Here is a 24,542-nt window from a genome sequence, read left to right as displayed (position 1 = left end):
TTCTGATGTTTTGTCGATAAGGCAAAGGAAAACGCGCCGCGAGTATCGCGGCGCGTTCCATGGAAACAGCTATGGCTCACGCGTCAGTGATATTCGGGCAGGAGATCGCCATGTGCATCGATAAGATCGTCGACAAGGTTCCAGATCTGATCGGGGGAAAGTTCGGCGGAGGTATGAGGATCCAGGAGGGCGGCCTGATAGATACGCTCGCGGCTCTTTGTGAGAGCGGCTTCAACGGTCAACCGCTGAACTGAAACACTCAGGTTCATGACGGCGGACAGCTGAGATGGAATCCGTCCGATGCGAACAGGCTGAATTCCGTTCCTGTCGACATGGCAAGGCACTTCCACGATGCAGTCGTCGGGCAGGTTCTCGATCAGGCCGTTGTTTGGGACGTTCCCGTAGATCAGGGCAGGGGTGCCGGTTACGGCAGCTTGGATGATGCCGGCAGCATATTCGTTGCTGCGGCAGACCTCGATCGGCCTCTCGCCTTCCAGTTCCCGCCTCAGGGCATGCCATTCGCCTATCTGCACTTCGCAGCGACGGATATATTCGTCCAAGGGGATGTTGAGCCGGTCAATCAGGTCACTGCGGCCTTCCTTGATGTACCAGGAAGTATATTCCGAGAAATGTTCGCTCGACTCCGTCACGAAATGGCCGAGGCGCTTGAGCACATCGAAGCGAACGCGGTCATCGGCCGGGATGGCGCCTTCGTTCGCCAAGGCTTTCAGCCGTGGATAAAGGTCTTCCCTTCGGCCATCGCTGTGAACCTTCTCATATTTCAGGAAGAAGGCGACGTGGTTGATGCCGGCAGACAGGTAGTTGATGTCGGCGACGTCTTCGCCAAGGCAATCTGCAAGCTGGGCGGCAGTGTGCTGCACGCTGTGGCACAGGCCGACCGTTCGTATGTCAGGCGCGAATTCCTTGATTGCCCAGCAATTAATAGCCATCGGATTCACATATTGCATCAGCAGAGCCCGCGGGCAGACTTCCTGCATGTCCCGGCAGATCGCCTCCAGGACCGGGATCGTCCGCAAGCCACGGAAAATGCCGCCAATGCCAAGGGTGTCGGCGATCGTCTGACGCAAGCCGTATTTCTTCGGAACCTCGAAATCCGTCACGGTCGCCGGCTTGTAGCCGCCGACCTGCATCATGAGGATTACGAAGTCCGATCCGCGAAGAGCCTCACGCCGGTCCAAGGTGGCTTCGATCCTGACGCTGGAATGCCCGATCGCTTCACAGATCCGGCGAGCAACGATTTCAGAAGTCTTCAATCGCTCCGGATCGATATCGAACAGACTGATGACGTAGCTCCCCTGGCTTTGCGAGGATAAGACATCTCCAAGAATATTCTGCGCGAACACGGTGCTGCCGGCACCCACAAGGCAAATCTTCGGCATTGCAATCTCCCTATCGGTTGTGATTGCTTGATGCTCCTTCTGAATCAGAATTTCTTCCGGCGCTCAGACGAATAATTCCGGAATTCGAGTCGGGACCAGAAAATGAAGCGCAGTCACGACCGAACCGAGTGGATCGCATCGAGAGGCGAATTCCTGATCGAGCGCCACATAGCCGATGCGATGGCTGCAGCGCACTGGCACGACCATGTCGAGCTGAACCTGCTGATGGATGGCCGGATGACCTATCTTTTCAACGGCAGGCAGGAACAGGTGGCGGCCGGGCGGCTCGTCCTGTTCTGGGCGGCGATCCCGCACCAGACGATCGCCGTGACCGAAAACGCGCCCCTCGTGTGCGTCTATCTCCCCCTCGTCGATTTTCTTGCTCTGCCCATAGACAGAGGGGCACGGCAATCGATCATGCAGGGGCGTTTCCTGACACAGGGAGATCAGGAAACGTCTGATCCTTCGATGTTTCCGCGGTGGGAAAGCGAATGGCAGTCAGGAGGCAATGCACGGCGGAAACTGATCGTCGAGGAAGTGCGATTGCGCATACGACGCCTGATCCTCGATAATGGCGAGCCGGAAAATGCCGCGACACAATCAGCTCCGGCGCCTCTGGCAGGCCAGGCCGTCGGGCATGTCGAATCGCTGAGCGACCTGATCAATATTCACTATGCGAACCCGATCAGCGTTCCCGAGCTCGCCAGGCTCGCAAACATGCATCCGAGCACGGCAAACAGTGCGTTCCGGAAGGTCCTCGGAATATCGGTCAACGAATATCTGATCCGATACCGGGTGGCGAGGGCGATGCAGCTTCTAACGGATACCGACGATCCCATCCTGCAGATCGGTTTTGACTGCGGCTTCGGCTCCAGCAGTCGCTTTTACGAGATATTCAAGGAGCGGACGGGGACCACGCCGCGTCATTTCCGCGAATCGGTGAGCGGGAGGAAAGCCGAGGCCGGCTGAGCCTGTCGTGACAGGCTCGTTTGTCGCGCAGCTCACGGCCTTGCGGCGAGCGTGAGGAGGCCGTCGTAGAGCGCCGTGGCCAGTGGGTCGATATCCGGTGCCTCCTGGTTCAGCCGGAAGGTGGTCGCAACCAGCTTGCCGCGGCCGAGCCGTTTTTCGATGATGAAGGCGGCAGGTTTGTGAACCCAGCCGACGACGACACCGGCATGGACGCGACCTTGGAATTCCTAGGGACGGAAGCCTGTCATCAACTGGTGCGGCACGACGCCGGTGAAAGACATGTCGAATAGCGGACCGCCCGGAATATGAGCGAAAACGCCGTCCCTGCGCAGCCAGGAGAAGTTGCCGACCCATCGCCGCGCCAGATTGATTTATGACGGTTGACCAGGCCATAGCCTGGAAAGCTGAAATATGGGCCGGAAAGCATGCCGCCGCCGCCCGCATCGATCTCGATCGACATCGGACCGTCGCGCGGTGGCGTGTCGTCGCGAAGGCGGCCGGGATCCTTGGCAACGATCTGCAATACGCGCTGACCGGAATGGATCGCCTCGACGCGTGCGGCATCGATGTCTCCAGTGACGAAGACATCCGCCTCGTTCGGCGAAACCATCGCGTGACCAAGGGCCGACAACCGCTCGGAGAGGCCGTCATCGTCGGCGGCAAAGCGGATAGGCGCAAGTGCATGCCGTTCAGGTGCAGGAAGCCATCCTTGGCTTCGAACCGCCGGAAGCCGAACTTGTCCTTCCGGCTGTCGGTCGCGGCGGCCGCTACCCTTCATCTGTGCCCGCAGGATCTGCACGAACAGTAACTGCGCCAGTTGCGATGCGTCTACATCGCGACCACGAGCAATTTCAGGCAGCACCCCAAAGTCGCCGATGGAGCGTTGCGCACATCCATGTCCACCACCGACAGATCGAACCATTCCGGGTCAAAGTGGTCGGCGATGAGCCAAAAATGGCCTAATATCGCTGGTCGGCAGAGTCCAATTACCTTTCGGAACGGCGGTCCAGCGCCGTGAGTTCGGATTCATCGCAAAGCAGCTTTAGCTCGGCCTTGCCGAGTTCGATTTGATCCCATCGTATGCGAAAGCCGCGCGGTTCACGGCGGAGGCGAAAGAGATCTAGTAATTCTGCACCTATCGGCGACGCAGACATGCGTTCCAGGGCTGCGTACGAGCCGATATGGAATTCAGTTATAATAAGGTCGGGTCCGTCTCGTTCGGCTCGTACCTCTTCGATGTGGCCAATTGTTTTCCCTGCTCTAGACGAGACGGCGCGACCGACCAGCAATTCGATATTGATTTCTACCACGTCAGGCTCCGGGAATTTTAGTTACCACTCTGTCTCGTAACCAGTCTTGCCAATCGAAAATTGCGGTATCGCTCACGGACGCTTCTAACTGAACGTCGACGCCAATAGACCGGACCTCGCTCCACGCCACCCGATGAGGTTTTGAGTATCTTTCTCCACCGAGTTTGGTCGCGAGCCAGGTTATCCATTGCTGTGGCCGGTGGCCAAATCGGCGGGCCATCGCAATAGCGCCGACCTCTATCGCGACGACGCGGGGCGGGCCATCTCGCCCCAGTTCGGCGACTATGCCGTCAACCTTGCCCATCTTCACGCCGTCCCGGTCGACCAGTTGCTTGTCGAGTACATCACGCAGCAAATCCATCACGTGCCTCCGATCAGTTCGAGTGGGATGGTCACAATCGCCAGCACAGAGCCCAGCAGGATGATGAGGACGACTGCCGAATTCGAGATGATCCCGTTTCCATGTTTCCCAATATATCGCTTATCATTCATCAGGAAGAGAAATGGGACGACTGTCAGCGGAAGTGTGGCTGCAGTCAAAGCCATGGACATAATGGTCAGTTTCAGCGGATCGAGGCCGAAAGCGATCGGAATGGCGCCAAACAAAAGTGCCAGCGTGTATGCAGCGCTAAATCCGGGGTCTTCGCGCGGTTTGCGGTCTTCGCCCCAGTTCCAGCCCAGTCCCTGAGCCGCCAGGTACGCCTGCTGCAACCCAACTTCCAAGATCGCGCCGAAACAGGCAATTCCCAAGGAAGCGACAAATAGCCAGTATCCCCACAACCCGAACACGGGAACGAGCATGGTCGGTAATTGATGGTAATCGGTGATTTGATCCACCCCATTGGAAGCCAGCACAAGAGCGGCCACGATGAGAACGGCGATCGATATGGTGCCACCAAAGCTCATTCCAAGGCCCGCGATTGCGCGATTGGTGCCTAGATACGTTTCGTCCCACTGGTCTTCGACCGCGCCGGATGAATAGAATAAAAATAGATATGGTGATATCGAGGCACCGAGAATGCTGACCGCTATAAACCAATAACTGGCATGGTCGTGATGCGGCGTGCTTGGCAATACACCGGCCGCCACCGCCTCCAAATCGGGTTTAAGCAATACGGCAGCAACCACGAAACAAAGGGTCACCAATCCAAGGACGGAAACGCCTTTCTCGATGAAACCGAAAGTTCCCTTCCAGAGTAACAGCCAGGCAAGGAACGCAACGGGGAGTGCCCACCATTGAAAGGCCACGCCTGTAGCGAGCTCCAGAGCAACAGCCGCACCTCCTATTTCGGCGGCAAGGACCATCAGATTGAGCAACAGGATCGAGAGGAAAGGCAGAAGGAAGAAATTGAAACCGAACCGCTCACGGATACCATCCGAGATAGTGTGACCGCTTACTGCGGCAAAGCGGCCAGCCATTTCAACAAGGAAGATGATGCAGATCGTCCCGAGCACTATTGCCCAGATCAGTTGAAAGCCGAATGCCGCTCCCGCTTGGGCCGCCGTTGCCAGTGATCCGATTTCCAGAAAACCGCCAACGCTCGTCACAATTCCAAGCGATATTTCTAATATCTTCTTCATGTGCGTCTCACACCTGAGGTCAGGTTGAGGCGGTCGCTCGCAGCTTTTAGCTGCGTCGCCGTTTGGTTGGTGTCGCGATCCCCCTGCGAAACCTGGTTCCGCGCTTGTCGGAGTATATCGAGAATATCGCTCGCCGATCGCGTCACTTCGCGCGCTGTCGCGTCGAGGCCGCGGACGGTTTCGATCTTTGAAGCGGCAACTTCGACATTGCGCTCCATCGACTGCAAGGTCCGCTGTACATAAGCATCCGGCAACTGCATCAAGTCCCATTCGACGAGCGCCATGCGGGCCGAATTCGAACAGGACGCAATAATTCTCGCTTGCGCACTGATCTGATCAGCATCCGAAGAGGAGGAACAGCCTGCCAGGGCTGCGACCAGGTAAAGAACACATGTGTGGATTTTCGAGAAATTCCGCCGGTCCATGTTCGTTCGGGTCAGTGCTTAATTGCCTTCGCAACAAAAACGCGGCTCCAGTGAGCATGTTCCGCAGGAGTTGGTCCCCTTTGCAGTCCCCTCCACCCGGCGATAAGGTTTGGGATTTCCACGAGCCCAAGGGCGCGTGTGTGCGGTAGCGTCGCCCTTTTTGCGACCATCCCGAGCGCTTGCACAGCTTTGTATTGGTCGATGTCTCATCGATAAAGATCAATCGCGCCAAGGCCTTGCCGGCGCCATCCAATCCACAGCTCGCGCGTTTGGGCAATCTGCGGACGCTCATGCTCACTTGTCCGTAGGCTTTTCTTATGGCTCAGCCCGAGCCGATGCAGAAGGCGTGCCACATTGGAGCGATGCACAATGACACCGCGCCCGGCCAGGTCCAGGCACAGCTCATCCAGTGTAAGCTCGCCATTCTCATCCAAGCGCTGGCGTACCCAGTCGCCATGTGCATTCAGCTTGCCGCCACCCACATGACCTTGCCGTCGCGGCGAGAGCGATCCGGTCTCCCGCTTCAAGATCACCAGATTGTTCACAAAACGCGGCGACACGCGGAAGTGCCGTGCCGCTTCGCGATGGCTATGACCATCCTCGACAAACGCAACGACACGACTACGCAACGCGATCGGATGTGATTTGCCCATTGGCACTCTCCCTTCAAGAGAAGGGAATCACAACTCAGCTGATTTGCGAATCCTGGATTTCAAAAACCGCGACATGCTTTAGGGCGATGCCGGACTAACGTAAAGCCCTTGCCTTTCGCACGAGTGCCAGATTCTGGCCGACGATGTGCCGGTTTAATTCAGCTTTCGTGGTGATCCTACTGCCGCGACAGGAGAAGTTTTGTGCCGAAGCCGACGAACACGGTCGCGACACCGACATCAATCTTGCGCTTTGCCCTGAGATAACCGGCGGCCACCGCGGGATGGGTAACCAGGCTGATCAGGCAGGTGTAGTAAATGGTTGAGATCATCATCATCTCGGCAATTGCCGCCGCGCCGTAACAGAACGGTGTGCCCGCTGGGATTGTCGCGGCGAAAACCGACGCGACGAAAAGCGCTGTTTTCGGATTGGCAAGGTTGGTCACAAGACCCATGCGATAAGCTGTTGCTAATGGTACTTCGATGCGCGCCGGCGAAACGTCCGCATCGCCGCCGCGTGCTTTCCGTAGGTCGAGGAAGAGTTTCAGCCCGAGCCAAACAAGGTAGAGCCCGCCGGCGATTTTCAGAGCCAGATAGGAGAAAGGAGCGGCCTGAAACAACACGTTGATGCCCAACCATCCCGCCAGGCCCCAAATGAACGTCCCAGTGACGGTACCGCAAGCCGCGGTGAGCGCAACCTTGCGCGTCGATGTCAGGCAATAGCGGATGGACAGGAGCGTATTTGGTCCGGGCGTCATGGAGGCGATGGCCCAGATTGCCGCAACTGAAAGGAAAAACATGCGATCCTCGATTTCGCTTGTGGCAGCTGTGCGCCTTGGTTGAGCCGCAGGTAAAGACAATAAACGCGGCAGCGTGTGTAATTGATAATTCTACCTGCCCGGTCCCGCGAGCATCAGACGCGCCAAGTCACAAAATTGTCCTTGGGGATATCTGGCAAGGTAGGCTTCGATCATTGCAGCACTCCCATCGCTGCGTACCGTGTCCCAGAAGGCAACTTCGACCGCCAGCTCTTCCGTCGACGGCTTGCCGTTTTCAAGGCGAGTCTGCGCCAGATCGACAAACTTGCCGTTCGGATATCGCCTCAAATACTGTCGGTACTCATTGGGGTCATTGCTTTCCCGTACAGAGTCCCAGTAAGCAATCTCGACCTGCTGCATGTCGTCCGGGGTTCGGTAATCGGTCGGTATCGGTTCGGCATTCTGTGCCCAAGTGCCTTTGTCGCTCCCATCATCGAGATACGGGAAGCGGGGCTCGGGCCCATCGAGGACCGGGTCTGCCTCCCGGTCGAACTGCACCCGGAAAACCCTCAGCGGTCTTGCGATGTTTTTAAATGTCTGCTCACCAAGATCTTCGAACGTCGCGTCGACACGATCCCGCAGGTGGTCTCTGACACCGCGGGTGACGCAGATGCCGCCGACATCCGCCATGCCCTCCAACCGAGCCGCGATATTTACACCATCGCCAAAGATATTCCCGTTCTTGACTAGAACGTCGCCGACGTTAATGCCGATACGAAAATTCATGCGCACTTCGTCAGGTAAAGCTTGGTTGGCGCGCCAGATAGATTGCTGCATTGCAACGGCGGCATTGAACGCGAGCACGATCGATGGGAATTCAGCAAGAACGCTGTCACCAGCCGTCCCGAAGATTTCCCCCTTTGCCCGTTCGATGATGCCGTCGACGATCGTGCGATGCGAAGTCAGAGTAGCCAGAGTCAGCTCCTCGTTTACATGCATGAGCCGGGAATAACCCTCCACGTCGGCAGCGAGGATGGCGGCAAGCTTTCGATCAAGAGGAGGAGCTTCCATGCGCGTGTCCAAAGTGACCTATCCGCAAAGAAAGGCCGGCGAGAGCTTTTGTTCCCTTGGCCTTGGTGATGCTGATACCATACCTTTATGCCCGGCCGAAAACACATCGGCCTGGTGTGGCTTCCGAAAGATCTCCACGCATTGTATTGTTTTCACAATCTCTTGCGGGGAGTTAAAACGGTCTCAACCAATGACATGTGGTCCAGCCCACCGACCTGTCGCTTGAGACGCGCCACCAGACAGGCAGGTACCATTCCCGATGACCACTTCGGGCCGATATCCGTCATGCCTGGGACGAGCACAAGCCACCCATTCACCTGTCGCGTCTGACTTTAGATTCGTCCATTTTGACTAGCCAAGTACGTAGCATGAGAACACCGATTACAAGCATGACTGCCCCGAGCATTATCATACCCCACCCGATCCCGTTCGGGCCGAAACGCGTGTATAGCCAGCCAGCCTGCTCGGCATCAGTTGCCGGAGTTCCAAGACGATACCAGCCGTTCAGGAGTGCTCCGACTCCGATAATCAGGGAAAACAGAAAGCGGGACATTTGGCTTTTCGCTCACTCTAGGTCTATATCGCGCGCGGGAGGACAACGGAGGCTGCCGCGCTCGGATTAATTTGCGCCGAGTGACAACGAAGGCCGCGCGGCCGGCAGCAACGCCGAAAATAGGTCAAGTCAGGGGCAGCATATCGTCTTTTTCACTGCGGATCGGCAGGACAGTCAATAAGCCCCGGGAGTTCTCACGGCCCGGTTTACCTTCTGCTTTTGCTTGAGCGATCTGTTGAGGTGACACAACCAACTCGGCATTCGCCTTCTTGTCCTTCATCATCGCTCCAAATACCACTGCAACGCCAGTCGGTCTGCTGTCGTCCGTCAATTAGGCGGGCGCACATATGGATCACCGCCATAGCACATAATCGAAGTTCGCATTTGGGTCTCCGAGGAGATTCTCCGACATAGGCAATACCCCCGATAACATGCGTTATGAGGGCTATTGCTGAATGGCCTTAACGATTCCAAATTTAGATAAGTGGCTGGGTGCGATGCTGGCTGGTTTTTCTCAATCCTGGCAATCACGACAGGGAGATGGAGCATGTTTGCGATCGTCGGAGCCGCGGGCAATGTCGGCTACTCAACGTCATCGGCCCTGCGCCGGGCGGGTATGCCAGTCCGGGCGATCCTACGCGATAGGGCAAAAGCAGCGCGGCTGAGCGACATCGGCTGCGAGATTGCTACCGCCGATTTGCAAGATGCCGCCGCTTTAGCCATGGCGATCGGCGATGCTGACGCCGTGCAAATCATTATCCCGGTATCGCCACTGACAAAGGATCCGGCTGATGGTCTTCGGCGATCGATCGAAGGCCTGTTCGAGGCGCTGACCCAGGCACGGCCGAAGCAGGTGCTGGCAATCTCCGATTACGGAGCCCACGTCACTGATGATATTGGGATGCCCAGCATGTTCCGCGACCTTGAGGCGCGGCTCGCCCAACTCAAAACCCAGCTGCTTGTGCTGCGGTCTGCAGAACACATGCACAATTGGGGGCGTGTCATCCCGATGTCCGTCGCTTCCGGCATTTTGCCAACTTTTCAGGACCCAGTCGACTTGGCGCAGCCGACGATCTCCGCCCATGACCTCGGTCTGATTGCCGCCGACCTCCTGCTGGGACCCGAGAGCGGGACGGGGGTTCAGGTCATCCATGCGGAGGGACCTCGCAGGTATAGCGCGAACGACGTTGCAGCGGTGGTGAGTCAACTCTCGAGCCGAGTGGTGCGCGCTCGGGCGGTACCCCGGTCGCAGTGGCAGGCGACCTTCGAACGCACTATGCCGTCAAGCCTTGCCAGCCTGCTAATCAAAGCCAACGACGCCAAGAATAAGGGGGGTCTGGTCGAGATCGCGCCGAACGCTGGCGTGGTTCGCTATGGCCATACCTCAATGATCGATGCACTCCGGCCATTTTTCCTGCTCTAATGATGTCAAGGTGAGACCGCGAGCCGAGTCAAACAGAGCACTTTACGCGCGTCCCGAACGGCGCGTTCGGACCTCGACGGTCCCAGAGACCTTGAAGCTTCCGAGAAAGCCAGGTTTTGCCGATCCTGCCATTTCCGAAATAGCATCCGCCGAGGTGTTCAGGTTGCGAGGGGCGCAAGTTCCTCCCTCCACTCGGTGCATCCGTTGCGGCGAAATTGTACCTCTTCAGGCAAAAGCCTCCCGCCACTCGCACAGTGGAAGCAATTCGCGAAGCGTAGCGGTTCGTTCCCGTCGAGGACGATTTCCGCGTCGAGATTTTCATCGTCGACCTGATGAATGAATTCCAGGCAGACGCCGCAGAGTCGCAGGACATGAAGTTGTCCGCTGTGCGCACAGTCTCGATCGTACGCCAAACACCGACGAAACCTGGCTTCATGACGAAGCTGCAACCGGCGCGCTTCGTCGTGTCGCCCTCCTCCTCAGTTTTCGCGGCCGGCGTCGGGGTCCATCCACATATAGGCGCATGAACACATGATGGAAAGCTGCGAAAAAGCATCGTACGACGGCTTGCCAGCGCCACGGCGATACCGCGGTGCACACGATTAACTGAAGATCGTTTCGAATTTCGGGGACAAAGCTCCGACGAGAATCGCCGGGCTTGTTCGCTTGTATCGAAGCTTGTTGTCGGGGCAGGGATTCGAACCCCGCGTCACAGCTCGAAGGCTGGAAGCAACCTCGGATACCCGAGGGATAGGAGAGCGCCACGCTCCGATTACGCTTACGCCCGACTGAACCGTTAACTCGTGTCCCCTTGCGATTGTTCCCGATGTGATGGCCTTGGGGTCACAAAGCGCAAGATTGTCGAATGCCTCCCGATGTCTCTGAACGGGCGAATGTGGTCTAGCATCTTGCTTGGGCTGGAGCGGATACTGGAGGAGCCAACCCCACCCCCACGCTTCTTTTCGCGCATCACCACTTCGTGTCAAGCGGAATTGCCCGCTGAGTGCGGTGATCGAAGAGGGTAGTTTTGCTCGACGAAGTGACTAGCGCGCTCGACTCGCAAACCGAGAATGCTCTGTCGGCAGCGATGGCAGCACGCACGATGGTTTCGATAGCACATCGTTTATCCACTGTGGGCCACGCGGACCAGATTGTGGTCCTTGAGCAAGGTCGCATCGTCGAAATGGGAAGCCATGATCAGCTAATCGCATCGAACGGACGCTATCGCGAGCTGGCAACGATCGGCTGAAGGTCTCTCGGAACGAGTCTGCTTTCGATGTTCAGCAGGCTATTGCCGATCGTCGGCGTTCTAGCGCAACTTCTAAAAGTTACGTGACGGCACTGCTGGTCGAAGGTGACGACGAAGTCGCCGCACTCATGGTCGATGCTCGACGAACCCGGTTTTGAGGGGATGCGTGCAGCGACAGCTGCGGCTGCACTTGGCGCATTGGCAAACGACCGCAGCATCGACCTCGTGTTCTCGGACGTCATGATGCCAGCGGGATGAACGACGTGGAGCTCGCGAAGGAGATCCGGCTGCGTCGGCGCGATTTGCCCATCTTGCTCACCAGCGGTTGTTCAGAGCGGCAAAACAGGACGCGGAGGCACAGGGCATCAAGATCCTGCGCAAGGCTTATGCCCTTCGACGAACAATAGCCGGTGGAGCCGTAACTTGGGTCTACAACCAGCCTCCTAGGTGGGGGGTTGTGTATCCAATATCAACCGTGTGTCCTTTCGTCAGTAATCTGTGCGGGAGCGCGTCGATCGCGCGCCATCGTCGCTTGTCGATTGCTTGATTTCTCGCCATATCCCTGCGATGCAAACCAACCGTGTTGAATCGCGCCGCGCCATCTGCATCTCAACGATCAGGCTATAGAATGAACACTGCCCTCCGCTTCCCCGCCGAACGTCTCCAGCAAGTCCTCGACAGTGCAGTTGATACCGGGATCATCATGCTCGACGTCGATGGCACGATCACCGGCTGGAGCAAGGGTGCGGAAACCCTACTCGGTTGGTCGCAGGATGAAATGCTCAGTAAGACCCTGGTAGCGATCTTCCCGCCGGAAGGAGGAGCCGCCGCGCTGCTCGAGGCGGAACTGACCGACGCCAGGTCCAAGGGAAAGGGAAGCGGCGAAGGATGGCGGCTGCAGAAGGGCGGGGGGCGCATCTGGGCCGTCGGTGAGACGACGCCGATAATGGATGATGAGAGAACGCTTGTTGGTTTCGTGAAGGTCCTGCGTGATCGCACCGAGCAGCGCGAGACGGAGATGGCGCTGCGAGAGCGCACCCGCGCGCTCGAGATTCTCAACCGAGCCGGAGCTGACCTCGCGCGCGCGAATGACCTGGAGAAGGTTGTCCAACTGGTAACGGATGCCGGCGTGGAGCTTACCGGAGCTCAGTTCGGCGCATTCTTCTACAACGTCATCAATCCATCGGGCGAGAGCTACATGCTCTACACGCTGTCCGGCGTTCCTCGCGAGGCATTCTCGAAGTTTCCCATGCCACGCAATACGGCTGTCTTTGCACCGACCTTTCTCGGAGAGGGGATTGTGCGTTCCGCCGATATCACCCAAGACAGCCGGTATGGCAAGAATGAGCCGCGACGGGGAATGCCGGAAGGTCATCTTCCCGTACGCAGCTATCTGGCCGTGCCGGTCATTTCACGAACAGGCGAGGTAATTGGTGGACTTTTCTTCGGTCACGCTGACATCGGCGTGTTCGACGCGGCGTCAGAAAGCGGTCTCGCTGGCCTCGCCGGCGAAGCTGCGGTCGCCATCGACAACGCCCGGCTGTTCGATGCCGCGCAACGTGAGCTGCAGGAAAGACGCCGCGCTGAAGAAGCACTCAAGGAACTGAACGCCAACCTCGAGCATCTCGTCAAGCAGAAGACGGAGGAGCTGACCCAGAACGCAGAGGCGCTGCGGCAGGCCCAGAAATTGGAGGCGATTGGACAGTTAACGGGGGGAGTCGCCCACGACTTCAACAATCTGCTGCAGATCATTGTCGGCAATCTCGACACGCTCACGCGGAACCTGCCGCCGGAAGCGGGTCGGTTGCGAAGGGCAGCCTCGCAGGCGATGAACGGCGCGAGGCGGGCAGCGGCTCTGACGCAACGACTGTTGGCTTTTGCCCGCCGCCAGCCACTCGACCCCAAGCCGATTGACACGAACAGCCTGATCCGCGGCATGTCGGAGCTCCTGCACCGGACGCTCGGAGAGATATACCACATTGAAGTTGTGCTCGCCGCCGGTCTCTGGAAAGTGGAAGCCGATCCCAACGAACTGGAAAGCGCGCTGCTCAATCTCGCGATCAACGCCCGGGACGCGATGCCTGATGGCGGAAAACTGACGATCGAGACATTCAATGCCCAACTGGACGAGGCCTATGCGTCATCGCATGCCGAAGTGATCCCCGGCCAGTATACCGCCATTAGTGTTTCCGACACTGGGACGGGGATGGACACGGAAACGCTATCGCATGTGTTCGAGCCGTTCTTCACGACTAAGGATCAGGGGAAGGGCACCGGGCTTGGCCTCAGCCAGGTCTATGGGTTCGTCAAGCAATCCAAGGGCCATGTGAAGATCTATTCGGAAGTTGGTGAGGGAACGACAGTCAAGATCTACCTGCCACGGCTCTTTTCAGACGGGGCCGATGACGAGGTGGCAGAGGCACCTGCCATCCCCGAGGCGTCGGCCGGCGAAGTTATTCTTGTCGTCGAGGATGATCCGGACGTTCGCGCCTATTCGGTCGAGTCGCTGCGCGAGCTCGGCTACCATGTACTCGAAGCCAAGGACGGTCCGGCGGCTCTGCAAGCGCTGTCGAGCTACGGCAAAGTCGATCTGATCTTTTCGGATGTGGTGTTGCCGGGCGGCATGAGCGGCGCCGACGTTGTTGCCAAGGCGCGTGAGACAAATCCGACGCAGAAAGCGTTGTTCACAACAGGGTATTCGCGCAACGCCATCGTTCATCACGGCCGGCTCGACAAGGGCGTGCATTTGCTGCCCAAGCCATTTTCTTTTGAAGATCTGGCCGTACGCGTCCGGGATGTGCTCGACCGTAACTGACCGCTCGATCTGACAACCGGCCGTTTCGACCAACTCGTCTTGTGATTGCCGGAGTTGGTTTGTTGGCTGCTCCAGCACCCGCGCTGTCACGTTATCGGAGGACTGCATGTCCTCTTGTCGCGGGTAGTGCCGCCTTTTCACCAGGCTGTGCAACCGAAAGCGCATCTGGCTCGTGACGCCGGGTATTCGCATCACGATCTCTCCGCCAGACGCAGGCCCGCTGTTCATAGTTATCGTCCGGGTGATTTTGACGTATCATTTGCTCTCGCTAGCTCGGCGTCATAGCAACCGGTTGCGTTGCTCGCCGGAGAATCACGCACCAGGCGCCGTAGTTCCAGATCGGTTACCAAAGAATTTGTCGCTCGCGCTAATTTCTGAGTTTCTTTAGAAGGATAAACGCCGACAGTAGAAAGTAGGCAGCGTTCGTGAGGATGATTGGCCACTCAGCCCGCATGACGCCGAAGGCGGTCCAGAGAACAAAGCCTGTTACGGTAAGACAATACATCCTCGCCGAAATCGCTTCGGTGTCTCCGGTGCGAACGACCTTCCAGACCTGCGGAACGAAGCTGCAGACGGAACATACGGAGGCAAGATATCCGACGATCAGCGCTGTATCCAAAATGACGGTCTCCTAACTGTGTGATCCAAAGCGATCGGGAACTATCCCACTCGCCCGTTGTTCCAGTGATCCCGCGAGGCCTCAGGGAAATCACCGATGACGGACGACGGAATGGATCTAACAATAAAAGATTGCGTCATCGTTGGAGGTGGACCGGCAGGATTGACAGCCGCGATTTATCTCGCGCGCTATCACCTGTGACGGTTTTAGACGGCGGAACCAGCCGGGCGGCCAGCATCCCATTTCTCATAACCATGCGGGCTTCCCGGCGGCATCAGCGGCGCCGAGTTGCTTGGCCGGATGCGTGCTCAAGCCACCATGTACGGCGCCGAGATCCTAGATAAACGCGCGACAGCCTTGTGCAGGGCAGAAAAGAACTTCGTCGTCTCCTTTTCCGATGGTGCCGCTGCGCGTGATCCTTGCTGCCGGTTATGCCGAATTGCCGGGCGGAGAGGGGCTGGCGCGGCTTTCGAAACCGTTTAGTCAGGAGCAGCTCAATAGCGCACTGGCATTGGTCAGCGTCAGACCGATAGCTTCTCGTCGTCCGGCAGGGCCCTCCCGGAGATGGCGCCGGCAGGATAGCCATCTTCTATCCTCAGGCGCAAAAAAGGCGCCTGATGGCGCCTTTTGCGATTTCGCTGCAATCAAGCTGCCTTTTTGCCTTTAGATGAAGGGTGCCGGCTGGCAGAGTTCGAGCTCCATGACCTTGTCCATCATCCGGTCTTCTTGCTCTTGAGTTCGTTGGCGACACTCTTGCGCAGCGCGTCCATGATGTTGATGACGTTCGAAGCGGGAGCGGAGGCTTGTTTGGTCTTGGAGCTCTTCTTCTGCGGCTTCAGAGCCTTTTTCTTCTCCTCAATGAGAGCGAGCAGACTCTCCTGAATGGGGTCGCTCACCATGTCCGGCGACCATCGCTTCGTTTTCTGCTTGATCAGCTTCTGGACCAGCGGCACGAGATCGGGATCGGCCTCGTCTTCGATGTCCTCGAAGTAGGCCTCCTCTGGACGCACCTCGTCGCCGAAACGCAGGGACCAGAGGACTATGCCTTCGTCTCGCGGCTCGAGGACGACCGCCTTCTCGCGCCGGCCAACGACGAGCTTCGATATGCCAACGACCTTGTCAGCCTTCATTGCATCCCGGATGACCGCGAAAGCCTCGTTGCCGACGGCGTCGTCCGGCATTAGATAATGCGGCTTCTCCAGGTAGACCCATTCGATCGATTCCGCCGGAGCGAACTTCTCGATGTCGATCGTTTTGACTGTGTCGAGCGCGACCCGATCGAGGTCGTCGTCGGTCAGAATGACATAGTCGTTCTCGCCGCGGGCGTATCCCTTCGCCTCGTTCTCGTCCTTGACGGGCTTGCCCGTGACGGAGTCGATATATTGGGAGACGACCCGGTTGCCCGTCTCCTTGTTGAGCGTGTGAAACCGCACCTTCGCCGACTCCGACGTCGCCGGGCTCATATTGACCGGGCAGGTCACGAGCGAAAGCTTCAGGTAGCCTTTCCAGTAGGGACGCGCCATGACCGACCTCCTAGCTCGCCTTGCGCTGCGGAGCAGCCTTGGAGGAGGCGGCCTTCGCAGCCGCTCCACGCGCGGCACGCGGCCGACCGACGCCAGAGTTGGCGTTGGCGGGGGTGGGTTTCGGTTTGTCTGCGGTGGCCTTCAGCATGCCAGCGCTTTCGCGCAGGGCGGCAAGCAGATCGTTCGGCTTCGAAACCTCGACCTTTTTCGGCTTAGGCAAGGATCTGCCTTCCATCTTCGCCTTCACCAGCTCGGCCAAGGCTGCTTCATATCGATCGTCGAACGTGGCCGGATCGAAGTCGCCCTTCTTGGTGCCGATGATATGCTTGGCAAGATCTAGCATCTCCCCTTCAATCTTCAGCTTGGGCATTTCCTCGAAGGCCTTTTTTGACGAGCGCACCTCGTAGTCATAGTTCAAGGTCGTTGCGATAAGACCTTTGCCATGCGGCCGGATGAGTACGGTCCTCATCCGGCGGAACAGGACGGTGCGCGCGATGGCCGCCACCTTCGACTTCCGCATTCCGTCGCGCAACGCCACAAAGGCGTCGCCGCCCATCTTGTCGGGCGTCAGGTAGTAGGGTTTGTCGAAGTAGACGTCGTCGACATCAGAACAGGGGATGAAGGCTTCGATCTCCAGTGTCTTGTTTGACTCGGGAATGGTGGCTGCGACTTCGTCTGGATCAATCATGATGTACTGGCCGTTCTCGATCTCAAATCCTTTGGTCTGCTGTTCCTTCGGCACAGGCTCTTCGGTCTCTCCGTCGACGAAGACGCGGTTGACCCGATTGCCGGTTGCCTTGTTGATCGTGTTGAAGGTGATCCGGTCGGAGGTACTCGCTGCTGTGTAGAGAGCCGCCCCGCAAGAGACTTCCCCGAACTTGATGAAGCCCTTCCATTGGGCTCTGTGTCCACTCGCCATGCCCGCTACTCCGAATCGCTACTGGCGAATCAAGGTCTGAAGAGGTGATTCGTTCCGATTCGAAACGAATCATTTTTCAATGGCTTAGCGCCGTTTGTTGCCAATTTGATTCCGGGTGCGCCGAAAGGCACCTGTGGAGGATGGGATCGTCTACGCCTATCGCGCGGAACAACGTGAATTATCAAACGTTTAGGGGCAGGATTACGTATGCGACCACAACACGCGGCCGGGCGCAGGACGGAGCGAAGGTCACAGCCGAACAGGATCATGAGGTCCGATACGAAGCGAAGAAGGAAGGCGTCTCAAAGAGTGAAGTGAAAGACGCCGTCAAAAAGGTCGGCAATAGCCGCAAGAAGGTCGAAGCGGATCTACAATGTTGATGGATCAGAGGCTCGATAAAAGCGCCGTGAGCTCAGCGATTGACGCTCGCTCAGGATCAATACCGACACATGTCGAACGTCGAAGTTGAGATCAGCTTCACGAAGAACGCGGGTTTGCGCACAAGCGTCTATGGCTCTAGCGCCTGCTTTCGATCGCCGCTCTCGTCTCCAGCATACTTCTATCGGCGGCCGTTCTCGCCCATGTCGCCACGCGCGACGCCCGGTCAAAAAGCCTCTGACGGAGACGAGGACTCACTTGGACCGGATCTTGAAGATCGTCTTTTCAATCATCATCTAGGGACTACCACCCGAAACCAACGACAGTCCGCGCCGCGAAATGACTTCGCGTGGTCGCGGCCGTCCGGGTGAACGAGGGCGCTCCCCCTTGGGTCGAGCGCCCTCGGCTGTCATAAGTCCGAAAGAGAAAGCCTTGTCCGATAAAACCTTGATCGTCTTCCTGCATGGGATCGGTGCCTCCGGCGCGCAGCTCACGCCGCTGGCATCGTGCTAGCGTGCCCGCCTTCCTGGTACGCTCTTCGTCGCTCCAGACGCGCCGGTGCATCACAGGTACGGACGTCAGTGAATCAGCACGGAGGGCATCCCCTTGATCCGGAGCGTATCCAAAGCGCCAGAGAAGCATTCGACGAACTTATCAATCGCGTCGTTCGGCGCGAAGGGCTCACGGACGCCCATGATAGGATCGCACAGGCGCCTCGAACTGGGGTTGTCCGCTTCCCTTCCTTCCTGTGCGGTCCGTCCTTTCCATTCGGCGGGGCTCCTTCTTTGAATCGTGGCGAGCGATAACGGGAACCTGACTGGTCAGTTCTTTGTTATATCTGCAGGAAAGCATGGGAGTTTGTTCCTCCTGTACGTTTCATGAGCTTGCCACGTCTCGTCAAAGTCGGCACCGCTATTCGGTCATACCGCGGAGGCGTATTGTGACGTCGCACCCAAATCTAAGGTGATGAAATGGCCTTCGATGGCTTCGAACTGCAAACGGTTCACGTCGACGCGGGTGACATTCGGCTTCGCGTGGGGGGAAGCGGTCCCGCTCTTCTTCTCCTGCATGGGCACCCGCGGACCCACATGACCTGGGGGAAAGTAGCCGATCTTCTCGCGCCATCGTTTACCGTCGCCTGCCCGGACGTCCCTGGCTTCGGCCAGTCCTATATACCGCCAGAAGCACCTGACAGCCGCCACTCGTCCAAGCAGGCAAAGGCAGCGGCTCTCGTGGAATTGATGCGACGCTTGGGGCATGACGATTTCTTTCTGGTTGGACATGACCGTGGCAGCCTGACGGCCTTCCGAATGGCAATGAACCATCGGGACGCGGTGCGGAAACTTATCGTCATAGACGGCCTACCGGTCCTCGAACATCTTGAGCGAGCCGACTGGCGGTTCGCGCGAGACTGGTACCATTGGTTCTTCTTCGCACAGCCGGATAAGCCCGAGCGCGTAATTTCAGCCGATCCCGGCGCATGGTACGACAAGCTTTCGCCAGATCTCATGGGCCATGAGGCATACGCCGATATTAACCAGGCCATCCATCGGCCCGAGACCGTCCATGGGATGATCGAGGACTACCGCGCTGGCATTCTCATCGACCATATTCATGACAAGGCTGATCGCGACGCGGGTAGGAAGATCGGCTGTCCAATGCTGTGCCTCTGGTCGCTTCGTGATGACCTCGAGCAGATCTACGGCGATCCGGTAGCGATCTGGAAGGAATGGGCGATCGACGTCAGCGGATTTGGCATCGATAGCGGGCACCATGTGGCGGAGGAAAACCCTGTCGCTCTGTCCAGAGCAATCGTCAATTTCCTAACGAATAAGGATCGATGTCCTTGGCCTGCGTGAAGGCTCAGTCGCGGCGGAATGAGTCAAGTAGTCGGCATATTCCGACATCCGGCACCCGGTCTGCTGTCGCCCTCGACGAGAATGAGGTTGGGCTCGCCGAACTCGTCTCTTCGCCGGCGATTTCTCTAGACGTCACGTTGCAGGCATGTCTGGCCTTACTAAGCGGGCGACGTGCAGCCCACGTTGCCCGCTGAAGTATTTCAGCACGTTCTTAGATATCGCTTAGAGGAGTTCGACATGGATGGACAACAGGTGGAGCCGGTGGTGGCGGTGGTTTCCGAAGCTGTCCGGCGATGATTCGAGTTCTACGAGGTTCAGCTCGACGAAAGAGCGCCCGACACGCTCTGCAGCGCGGCGATCAGTCTATATGGTGACGGTTACCAGACAGTCGATGATATCGCCACCATGTTGATTGGGACATATGTTGGCATCTGGGCCCCGCGGATCAACGCCCCAACTTCGGCGTCTGTCCGTTAGACAAAGCAATATGCGGCTGGGCACACACCACTTTCGGGGCTTACATAACGGCATCTGCAAACTGATCCGGCATGAAGGTTGCGATAGCCACACGCCTCTTCCAAAGCATTTCATCCTCGCCGGACGCACCTCTGCGTGGAAATGTCCGTGAATGGAAAGTACGTCGGTGAGGCCCTCGCGACGGCACGACGTCGGAAGCCCGGTTTCCGAAGCGGGCGGCTAGATGGTTGTTTGTAGGCCGAGTTCCACCACTCGCCCGGTGGGAAGCCCGAAGTAGTCGGTGGCGTTGCTGGCGCTGCGCGAAAGGGCGATGAACAGCCGGTCCTGCCAAAAGGGCAGCCCGCCCTTCCTCGATGGAAGGATTGTGCGGCGGGAGAGGAAGAACGAGGTCGACATGATGTCGAATTTCAGGCCGAGCTTGCGCGCCAGGACCAGTGCGCGCGGGATGTTGGGCGTCTCCATGTAGCCGAAGGTGATGACCATCCGGCTGAACAGCGGATTGAAACTTTCCAGGAAGATCTTCTCGGTATCGGGAACGAACGGCTTGGTGGCGGTGACCACGCTCAGGATGACGTTCCGCTCGTGAAGCACCTTGTAGTGCTTCAGGCTGTGAAGGAGCGCCGTCGGCGCCCCCTCGACGTCGCTTGTCAGGAAGATCGCGGTTCCTGGCACCGTCGGCGGCTTCTTGCGGGCTAGGTTGTCGATGATCGTCGCGAGCGGAATTTCGTCGGCCTTGGTGCGACTGATGAGGAGCCGTCGCCCTGCCGTCCAGGTCTGCATGATCAGCGCCATGGTGGCGGAGACGGCCACCGGGACCCAGCCGCCGTTGGCAAACTTGGCGATGTTGGCCGCGAGAAAACCGGCATCGATCAGGGATATCGGGATGATGATGGCGAGGGTGGTCGCCAGTTTCCAATTCCAGATCCGCCGCATGACGACGAACAGTAGCACGGAGGTGATCAGCATCTCGCCGGTGACGGCGATTCCATAGGCGGCCGACAGTCTGCTGGAACTGCGGAAAAACAGCACCAGCGCCGCCACGAAGACGAAGAGCAGCGTGTTGACCCGCGGCATGTAGATCTGGCCCGAATGGGTTTCGGACGTGTGGAGGATCTGCAGGCGGGGAAGCAGGTTGAGATGGATCGCTTGGCGGACGAGCGAGTAGGCTCCAGATATCACCGCCTGGCTGGCGATGACCGTCGCCGCCGTCGCGAGACAGACCATGGGGATCCTGGCCCATTCGGGGTGCATGTTGAAGAATGGATGGGCGGCCATCTCGGGATTGGCGAGCACGAAGGCTCCCTGTCCGAAATAGTTCAGGAGCAGGCTCGGGAAGACCAGCGCGAACCACGCCACGACGATTGGCCGCCGGCCAAAGTGTCCAAGATCGACATAGAGCGCCTCGGCGCCGGTCACCGCAAGGAAGACCGCGCCGAAGACCGCGACGGCGGAAGTGATGTTGTTGGCGACGTACCGAACCGCGTGGACCGGGTTGATCGCGCCGAGGACCGATGGATCATCGAGGATGTGGATCGCCCCGCTGACGCCAAGGACGGCGAACCACAGCGCCGTTATCGGCCCGAAGACCGACGCCACGCCGCCCGTGCCGAAACGCTGGACGAAGAACAGCGCGGCGATGATCGTCAGCGTGATCGGCACCACCCAGTTGGAAAGAGCGGGCGCCACGACCTGAATGCCCTCGACCGCCGAGAGAACGGAAATCGCCGGCGTGATGATGGCGTCGCCGAGAAACAGCGACGCGCCCGTCACGCCGAGGACAAGCGCCCATTTGGGTCGTCCTCTCAGGCTTTCGCGCGCGAGGCTCATCAAGGACAGCGTTCCACCTTCACCCCGGTTATCCGCCTTCAGCACGAAGGACACATACTTCACCGTGACGACGATGGTGAGAGCCCAGATGATCAGTGCAAGGATGCCGACCACGTTCTCTTGGCGGGCTTCCGACCCGCCCGTAGCGTGGAGGGCCTCCCTGAACGCGTAGAGCGGGCTCGTCCCGATGTCGCCATAGACGACGCCCAAAGCGGCGAGGACGAGCGAAGGTAGGCCGCCTCTGGTTTCGTGTCCGAGTTCCGGATCCTCGGATCGCATCTGGTGGGAGGTCAAGTGTCGTGTCCTGGTTGGTGCCGGCATTTCGCGAGCCTCGGTGACTCAATTCTGCAGGTTCTGTAGTGATTGGCAACGCATCCGACTTGCGCTCGGCGACTTTGCTATAATCGATCCGAGACTTACATGGGTCGACAGGTAACAGTTACCCACCAGTCGCCACGACAGCCTACGGGATCGTTGTCGTGACAGAAATCACGGGCGAACTCGTCGATGCCGAGGAGGCCGCCGAGCATCATCCGGACGCCGTCGGCGAGCATGTCTGGGCAGGATGGCGGGGCGGCGACGCTGGAAGAACTCATGGCCGGCGCGAGCGGAGCCGGGCGAATAGGAGAGGCTCGGGGATGGTGGCAGCCGACGATCGAGGAGCTGCGGCTGCGAGGAGCGCGGCGAGATCCAGGGAACGGCGGCGCACCCTTCGCGAACAGGTAGATGAGACACTGCCTTGATATCGCCAGATTGCGCCACTACATACGGCCCATCGGCATTGCTGATGAGCGCTGGAAATAGTGCCGCTCGCAATGCCTCGTCGACTGGCTTTGACCACGGATGTACTGGCAGGGATAGGTAGACGAACGAAAGGTCGGTGCGATTTCGCCCCGGCCTTTTTTGTTGGTGACGATCAGGTCGGCCGGACGTTCTCAGCCTTGGACTTCCCGGTTTTGCGATCCTGGCCGAGCTCATAGCTGACAGCCTGGCCGTCGCGCAGCGATCCGCCCTGAACGGCAGAGATATGGACGAAAACGTCCTGACCGCCGTTGTCCGGAGTGATGAAGCCGAAACCCTTGTCCTGATTGAAAAACTTTACAGTGCCGGTAGCCACCAACTTCTCCGATGCTCTGGTTTTGGGAGGCGCATTCATAAACCGTTGCGCGATCCCCGGCAAGGATGGGGATCACGCGCGCTTACGAGACTCAGGATTTCTGATTGACGTGAAAGAGGATGACGATGACCGAGGACACCTGCACGCCGCCAACACTCGATCAGAGACGCTTCCTCGACATAAGCGAGGCGGCCGAACGCAGAATGCTCGACACTGTTCAAGGCGATCTCTGAGGCGGCTGCCGCGGTCGAGAACGGCATCAGGAACGCAAGGCTGGACTTCGAATCCACCCACCAAGACTCTTCACCTTCATCGTCCACCAGGTTGCTTTCGTCCGTCTATGCAGTGGGGATCCCGAGACCTTGCGAGGAGGCGACCCCGAACTGGGCGAGCGCATCTAGGGCGACGGTCGTCATATCATCGACAGTTATTGGCGCGGCGAGAAGAAAGACTAGCTCGCGTGAAAGAAAAATCGATCTGGTGAAAGATCCTCGACGCACGTTGACCGACCGCCGGACATAGTTCGGCGTCCGCCCTTCCGCGTTCATGTTTTCGAGGGTGCCATGAAGAGCATTCCCTATGAGAGGCCGCCGGACGATGTCGTCCCGCGAAACGAGCCTCCTCGCTTCCATTTTCCGCTCGCTCTATCAAGTGCGCCGGGCCTCCGCTCTTCCGGAGCCAGGAGGCCCGCGATTTTGCCTGTCTTCTCGACGACGACGGGACGTCACCTGGTGGTCATGCGAATGCGTCGCGCTGATATGGCGGCGAGACCTATCGGGTCGATTTCATCGTCACCGGCACCGACGACCGCACCTTCGTGGTCGACGTCGCCCAGATCTTCCGAAGCGGCCCGACTGGAGAGAGCTGGCCGCCGCGCCGGGCAGGGCATGCCTACCGCCCGGTCGCCATGCGCGACTTCGTCGACAGCAATCGGCTTCTCAACGCAAAAGAAGCTCCGCTACGGCTTCTATCTATGGCCGCTCGGCGAGCGCGTGCGCGTTCTCGTCGCTCTCGACGAATGGTTCGTTACCAATTTGACTCATCGCAGGCGAAGGTCCTTTGGACGCTCCTGCGCTTTCCCGCCATTATCGCAATGGTTGCTTGTGCATAGCGAGTTCATTGCGCTTCACTTCGGCTAGATTCACTTCCTTAAGGCGGGCCAGCAGCGTCGATCGGCCGCATCATGTCCGTCAACCTGCACGTGATGAGAGCGAGAGCCCGCGGGGCCCAATCAGTCGTGCTGCCTCTTCTCATTGTCCGCCGTGGGATTCCTTTGGCACGGCGTTCGGCAGCAGTCGGAGGAAAAACACTACTCCGCGGCTTGCCGAATGGGGTTTTCGTCCAAGAGTACCAATGGACCGACGATCTCGAAATCGCAAGGCATTGCGTGCTGGTCTGTGCCCAGTAGTGCAAGGGTCCAATAGTTGGGATCTTCTCCGAAGACAGTCGAGACCTGCACAACGGTGAGCTTCCCCTCGAAGTACTTCGCTGAACGCGCCCAGTAAAAGGCTTCCGGAATCAAACTCGCGGTAAACATAACGCTCACTCCCGTTTGAGCGCGGACGATATCAGAATTCTTATAAATGAACATGCCTCATGGTGCGCCGCGCGCATATCGT

Annotated in this window: 22 protein-coding genes and 1 pseudogene; 7 read left to right on the top strand and 16 right to left on the bottom strand. The window is 58.5% G+C overall.

The annotated features are described in order from the left end of the window. Positions 1-83: 83 nt before the first annotated feature. A complete protein-coding gene (locus tag FHX03_RS31740; RefSeq protein ID WP_183780574.1) occupies positions 84-1,400 on the bottom strand; it encodes an alpha-glucosidase/alpha-galactosidase in 1,317 nt (438 codons plus the stop codon). A 102-nt stretch (positions 1,401-1,502) separates the two neighbouring features. Between FHX03_RS31740 and FHX03_RS31735 the strand changes: the two genes are divergently transcribed. Beyond that, positions 1,503-2,369, top strand: coding sequence for a helix-turn-helix domain-containing protein (locus FHX03_RS31735; RefSeq protein WP_097629675.1), 867 nt, complete (start codon positions 1,503-1,505; stop codon positions 2,367-2,369). 373 nt (positions 2,370-2,742) lie between these two features. Then, on the top strand, positions 2,743-3,177 hold the full coding sequence (locus FHX03_RS31730; RefSeq protein ID WP_183857134.1) for a hypothetical protein: 435 nt from the start codon (positions 2,743-2,745) through the stop codon (positions 3,175-3,177). Between the two features lie 178 nt (positions 3,178-3,355). On the opposite strand, the gene FHX03_RS31725 is transcribed toward FHX03_RS31730, so the two are convergent. The 8 genes from FHX03_RS31725 to FHX03_RS31690 form a co-directional block, all read right to left on the bottom strand. After that, the gene (locus FHX03_RS31725) at positions 3,356-3,679 is read right to left on the bottom strand and encodes a hypothetical protein (RefSeq protein WP_183780580.1); all 324 of its coding nucleotides are present in this window, start codon (positions 3,677-3,679) and stop codon (positions 3,356-3,358) included. 1 nt (position 3,680) lies between these two features. Continuing rightward, a complete protein-coding gene (locus tag FHX03_RS31720; protein ID WP_097630084.1) occupies positions 3,681-4,040 on the bottom strand; it encodes a hypothetical protein in 360 nt (119 codons plus the stop codon). Then, positions 4,040-5,260: an Nramp family divalent metal transporter gene (locus FHX03_RS31715; protein ID WP_183857132.1), complete on the bottom strand. Its 1,221-nt coding sequence runs from the start codon at positions 5,258-5,260 to the stop codon at positions 4,040-4,042. Before FHX03_RS31715 ends, FHX03_RS31720 begins: the two co-directional genes overlap by 1 nt. Beyond that, a complete protein-coding gene (locus FHX03_RS31710; RefSeq protein WP_183780582.1) occupies positions 5,257-5,544 on the bottom strand; it encodes a hypothetical protein in 288 nt (95 codons plus the stop codon). Before FHX03_RS31710 ends, FHX03_RS31715 begins: the two co-directional genes overlap by 4 nt. Before the next feature lie 347 nt (positions 5,545-5,891). Next, a complete protein-coding gene (locus FHX03_RS31705) occupies positions 5,892-6,338 on the bottom strand; it encodes a helix-turn-helix domain-containing protein (protein WP_246699324.1) in 447 nt (148 codons plus the stop codon). Between the two features lie 176 nt (positions 6,339-6,514). Continuing rightward, positions 6,515-7,135: a LysE family translocator gene (locus FHX03_RS31700; protein WP_183857130.1), complete on the bottom strand. Its 621-nt coding sequence runs from the start codon at positions 7,133-7,135 to the stop codon at positions 6,515-6,517. Positions 7,136-7,225: 90 nt separating this feature from the next. Continuing rightward, positions 7,226-8,164 carry an adenylate/guanylate cyclase domain-containing protein gene (locus FHX03_RS31695; RefSeq protein ID WP_183857127.1) on the bottom strand — a complete coding sequence of 313 codons (939 nt, stop codon included), beginning with the start codon at positions 8,162-8,164 and terminating at the stop codon, positions 7,226-7,228. A gap of 677 nt (positions 8,165-8,841) precedes the next feature. Then, complete coding sequence (locus FHX03_RS31690) at positions 8,842-8,997, bottom strand: hypothetical protein (RefSeq protein ID WP_183857187.1); 156 nt, start codon at positions 8,995-8,997, stop codon at positions 8,842-8,844. Positions 8,998-9,264: 267 nt separating this feature from the next. Between FHX03_RS31690 and FHX03_RS31685 the strand changes: the two genes are divergently transcribed. Further along, the gene (locus FHX03_RS31685; RefSeq protein ID WP_183857125.1) at positions 9,265-10,140 is read left to right on the top strand and encodes an NAD(P)H-binding protein; all 876 of its coding nucleotides are present in this window, start codon (positions 9,265-9,267) and stop codon (positions 10,138-10,140) included. A 388-nt stretch (positions 10,141-10,528) separates the two neighbouring features. Here the strand turns inward: FHX03_RS31685 and FHX03_RS34760 are convergent. Beyond that, positions 10,529-10,621: pseudogene (locus FHX03_RS34760) on the bottom strand (cupin); the annotation flags it as partial. A gap of 546 nt (positions 10,622-11,167) precedes the next feature. Here FHX03_RS34760 and FHX03_RS31680 point away from each other — a divergent pair. Both FHX03_RS31680 and FHX03_RS31675 read left to right on the top strand, forming a co-directional pair. Continuing rightward, positions 11,168-11,389 carry a hypothetical protein gene (locus tag FHX03_RS31680; protein WP_183780588.1) on the top strand — a complete coding sequence of 74 codons (222 nt, stop codon included), beginning with the start codon at positions 11,168-11,170 and terminating at the stop codon, positions 11,387-11,389. A 628-nt stretch (positions 11,390-12,017) separates the two neighbouring features. Further along, positions 12,018-14,204, top strand: coding sequence for an ATP-binding protein (locus tag FHX03_RS31675; protein WP_183780590.1), 2,187 nt, complete (start codon positions 12,018-12,020; stop codon positions 14,202-14,204). Positions 14,205-14,571: 367 nt separating this feature from the next. Here FHX03_RS31675 and FHX03_RS31670 read toward each other — a convergent pair whose 3' ends face one another. The 3 genes from FHX03_RS31670 to FHX03_RS31660 form a co-directional block, all read right to left on the bottom strand. After that, on the bottom strand, positions 14,572-14,823 hold the full coding sequence (locus FHX03_RS31670) for a SemiSWEET family sugar transporter (protein ID WP_183780593.1): 252 nt from the start codon (positions 14,821-14,823) through the stop codon (positions 14,572-14,574). 713 nt (positions 14,824-15,536) lie between these two features. Continuing rightward, positions 15,537-16,346: a Ku protein gene (locus FHX03_RS31665; protein WP_183857123.1), complete on the bottom strand. Its 810-nt coding sequence runs from the start codon at positions 16,344-16,346 to the stop codon at positions 15,537-15,539. A 10-nt stretch (positions 16,347-16,356) separates the two neighbouring features. Then, positions 16,357-17,265, bottom strand: a complete 909-nt coding sequence (locus FHX03_RS31660; RefSeq protein ID WP_183857121.1) for a Ku protein — start codon at positions 17,263-17,265, stop codon at positions 16,357-16,359. A 200-nt stretch (positions 17,266-17,465) separates the two neighbouring features. Between FHX03_RS31660 and FHX03_RS31655 the strand changes: the two genes are divergently transcribed. Then, positions 17,466-17,645 (top strand): DUF3606 domain-containing protein, encoded by a 180-nt coding sequence (locus tag FHX03_RS31655; protein ID WP_312865354.1) that lies wholly within the window; start codon positions 17,466-17,468, stop codon positions 17,643-17,645. Positions 17,646-18,614: 969 nt separating this feature from the next. Then, positions 18,615-19,502: an alpha/beta fold hydrolase gene (locus FHX03_RS31650; protein ID WP_183780603.1), complete on the top strand. Its 888-nt coding sequence runs from the start codon at positions 18,615-18,617 to the stop codon at positions 19,500-19,502. Positions 19,503-20,198: 696 nt separating this feature from the next. Here the strand turns inward: FHX03_RS31650 and FHX03_RS31645 are convergent. The 3 genes from FHX03_RS31645 to FHX03_RS34750 all read right to left on the bottom strand — a co-directional run bounded on the left by FHX03_RS31645 (position 20,199) and on the right by FHX03_RS34750 (position 24,460). Next, a complete protein-coding gene (locus FHX03_RS31645; RefSeq protein WP_409565202.1) occupies positions 20,199-22,085 on the bottom strand; it encodes a potassium transporter Kup in 1,887 nt (628 codons plus the stop codon). Between the two features lie 637 nt (positions 22,086-22,722). Next, positions 22,723-22,923 (bottom strand): cold-shock protein, encoded by a 201-nt coding sequence (locus FHX03_RS31640; RefSeq protein WP_183780609.1) that lies wholly within the window; start codon positions 22,921-22,923, stop codon positions 22,723-22,725. A 1,309-nt stretch (positions 22,924-24,232) separates the two neighbouring features. After that, on the bottom strand, positions 24,233-24,460 hold the full coding sequence (locus FHX03_RS34750) for a hypothetical protein (RefSeq protein WP_246699323.1): 228 nt from the start codon (positions 24,458-24,460) through the stop codon (positions 24,233-24,235). Between the last annotated feature and the right edge of the window lie 82 nt (positions 24,461-24,542).

It is taken from the genome of Rhizobium sp. BK456 (assembly GCF_014194045.1).
GTDB classification, from domain to species: domain Bacteria; phylum Pseudomonadota; class Alphaproteobacteria; order Rhizobiales; family Rhizobiaceae; genus Rhizobium; species Rhizobium redzepovicii.
The sequence above is the reverse complement of the archived record's forward strand: the minus strand, read 5'-3'. Positions and strand labels throughout refer to the sequence as shown.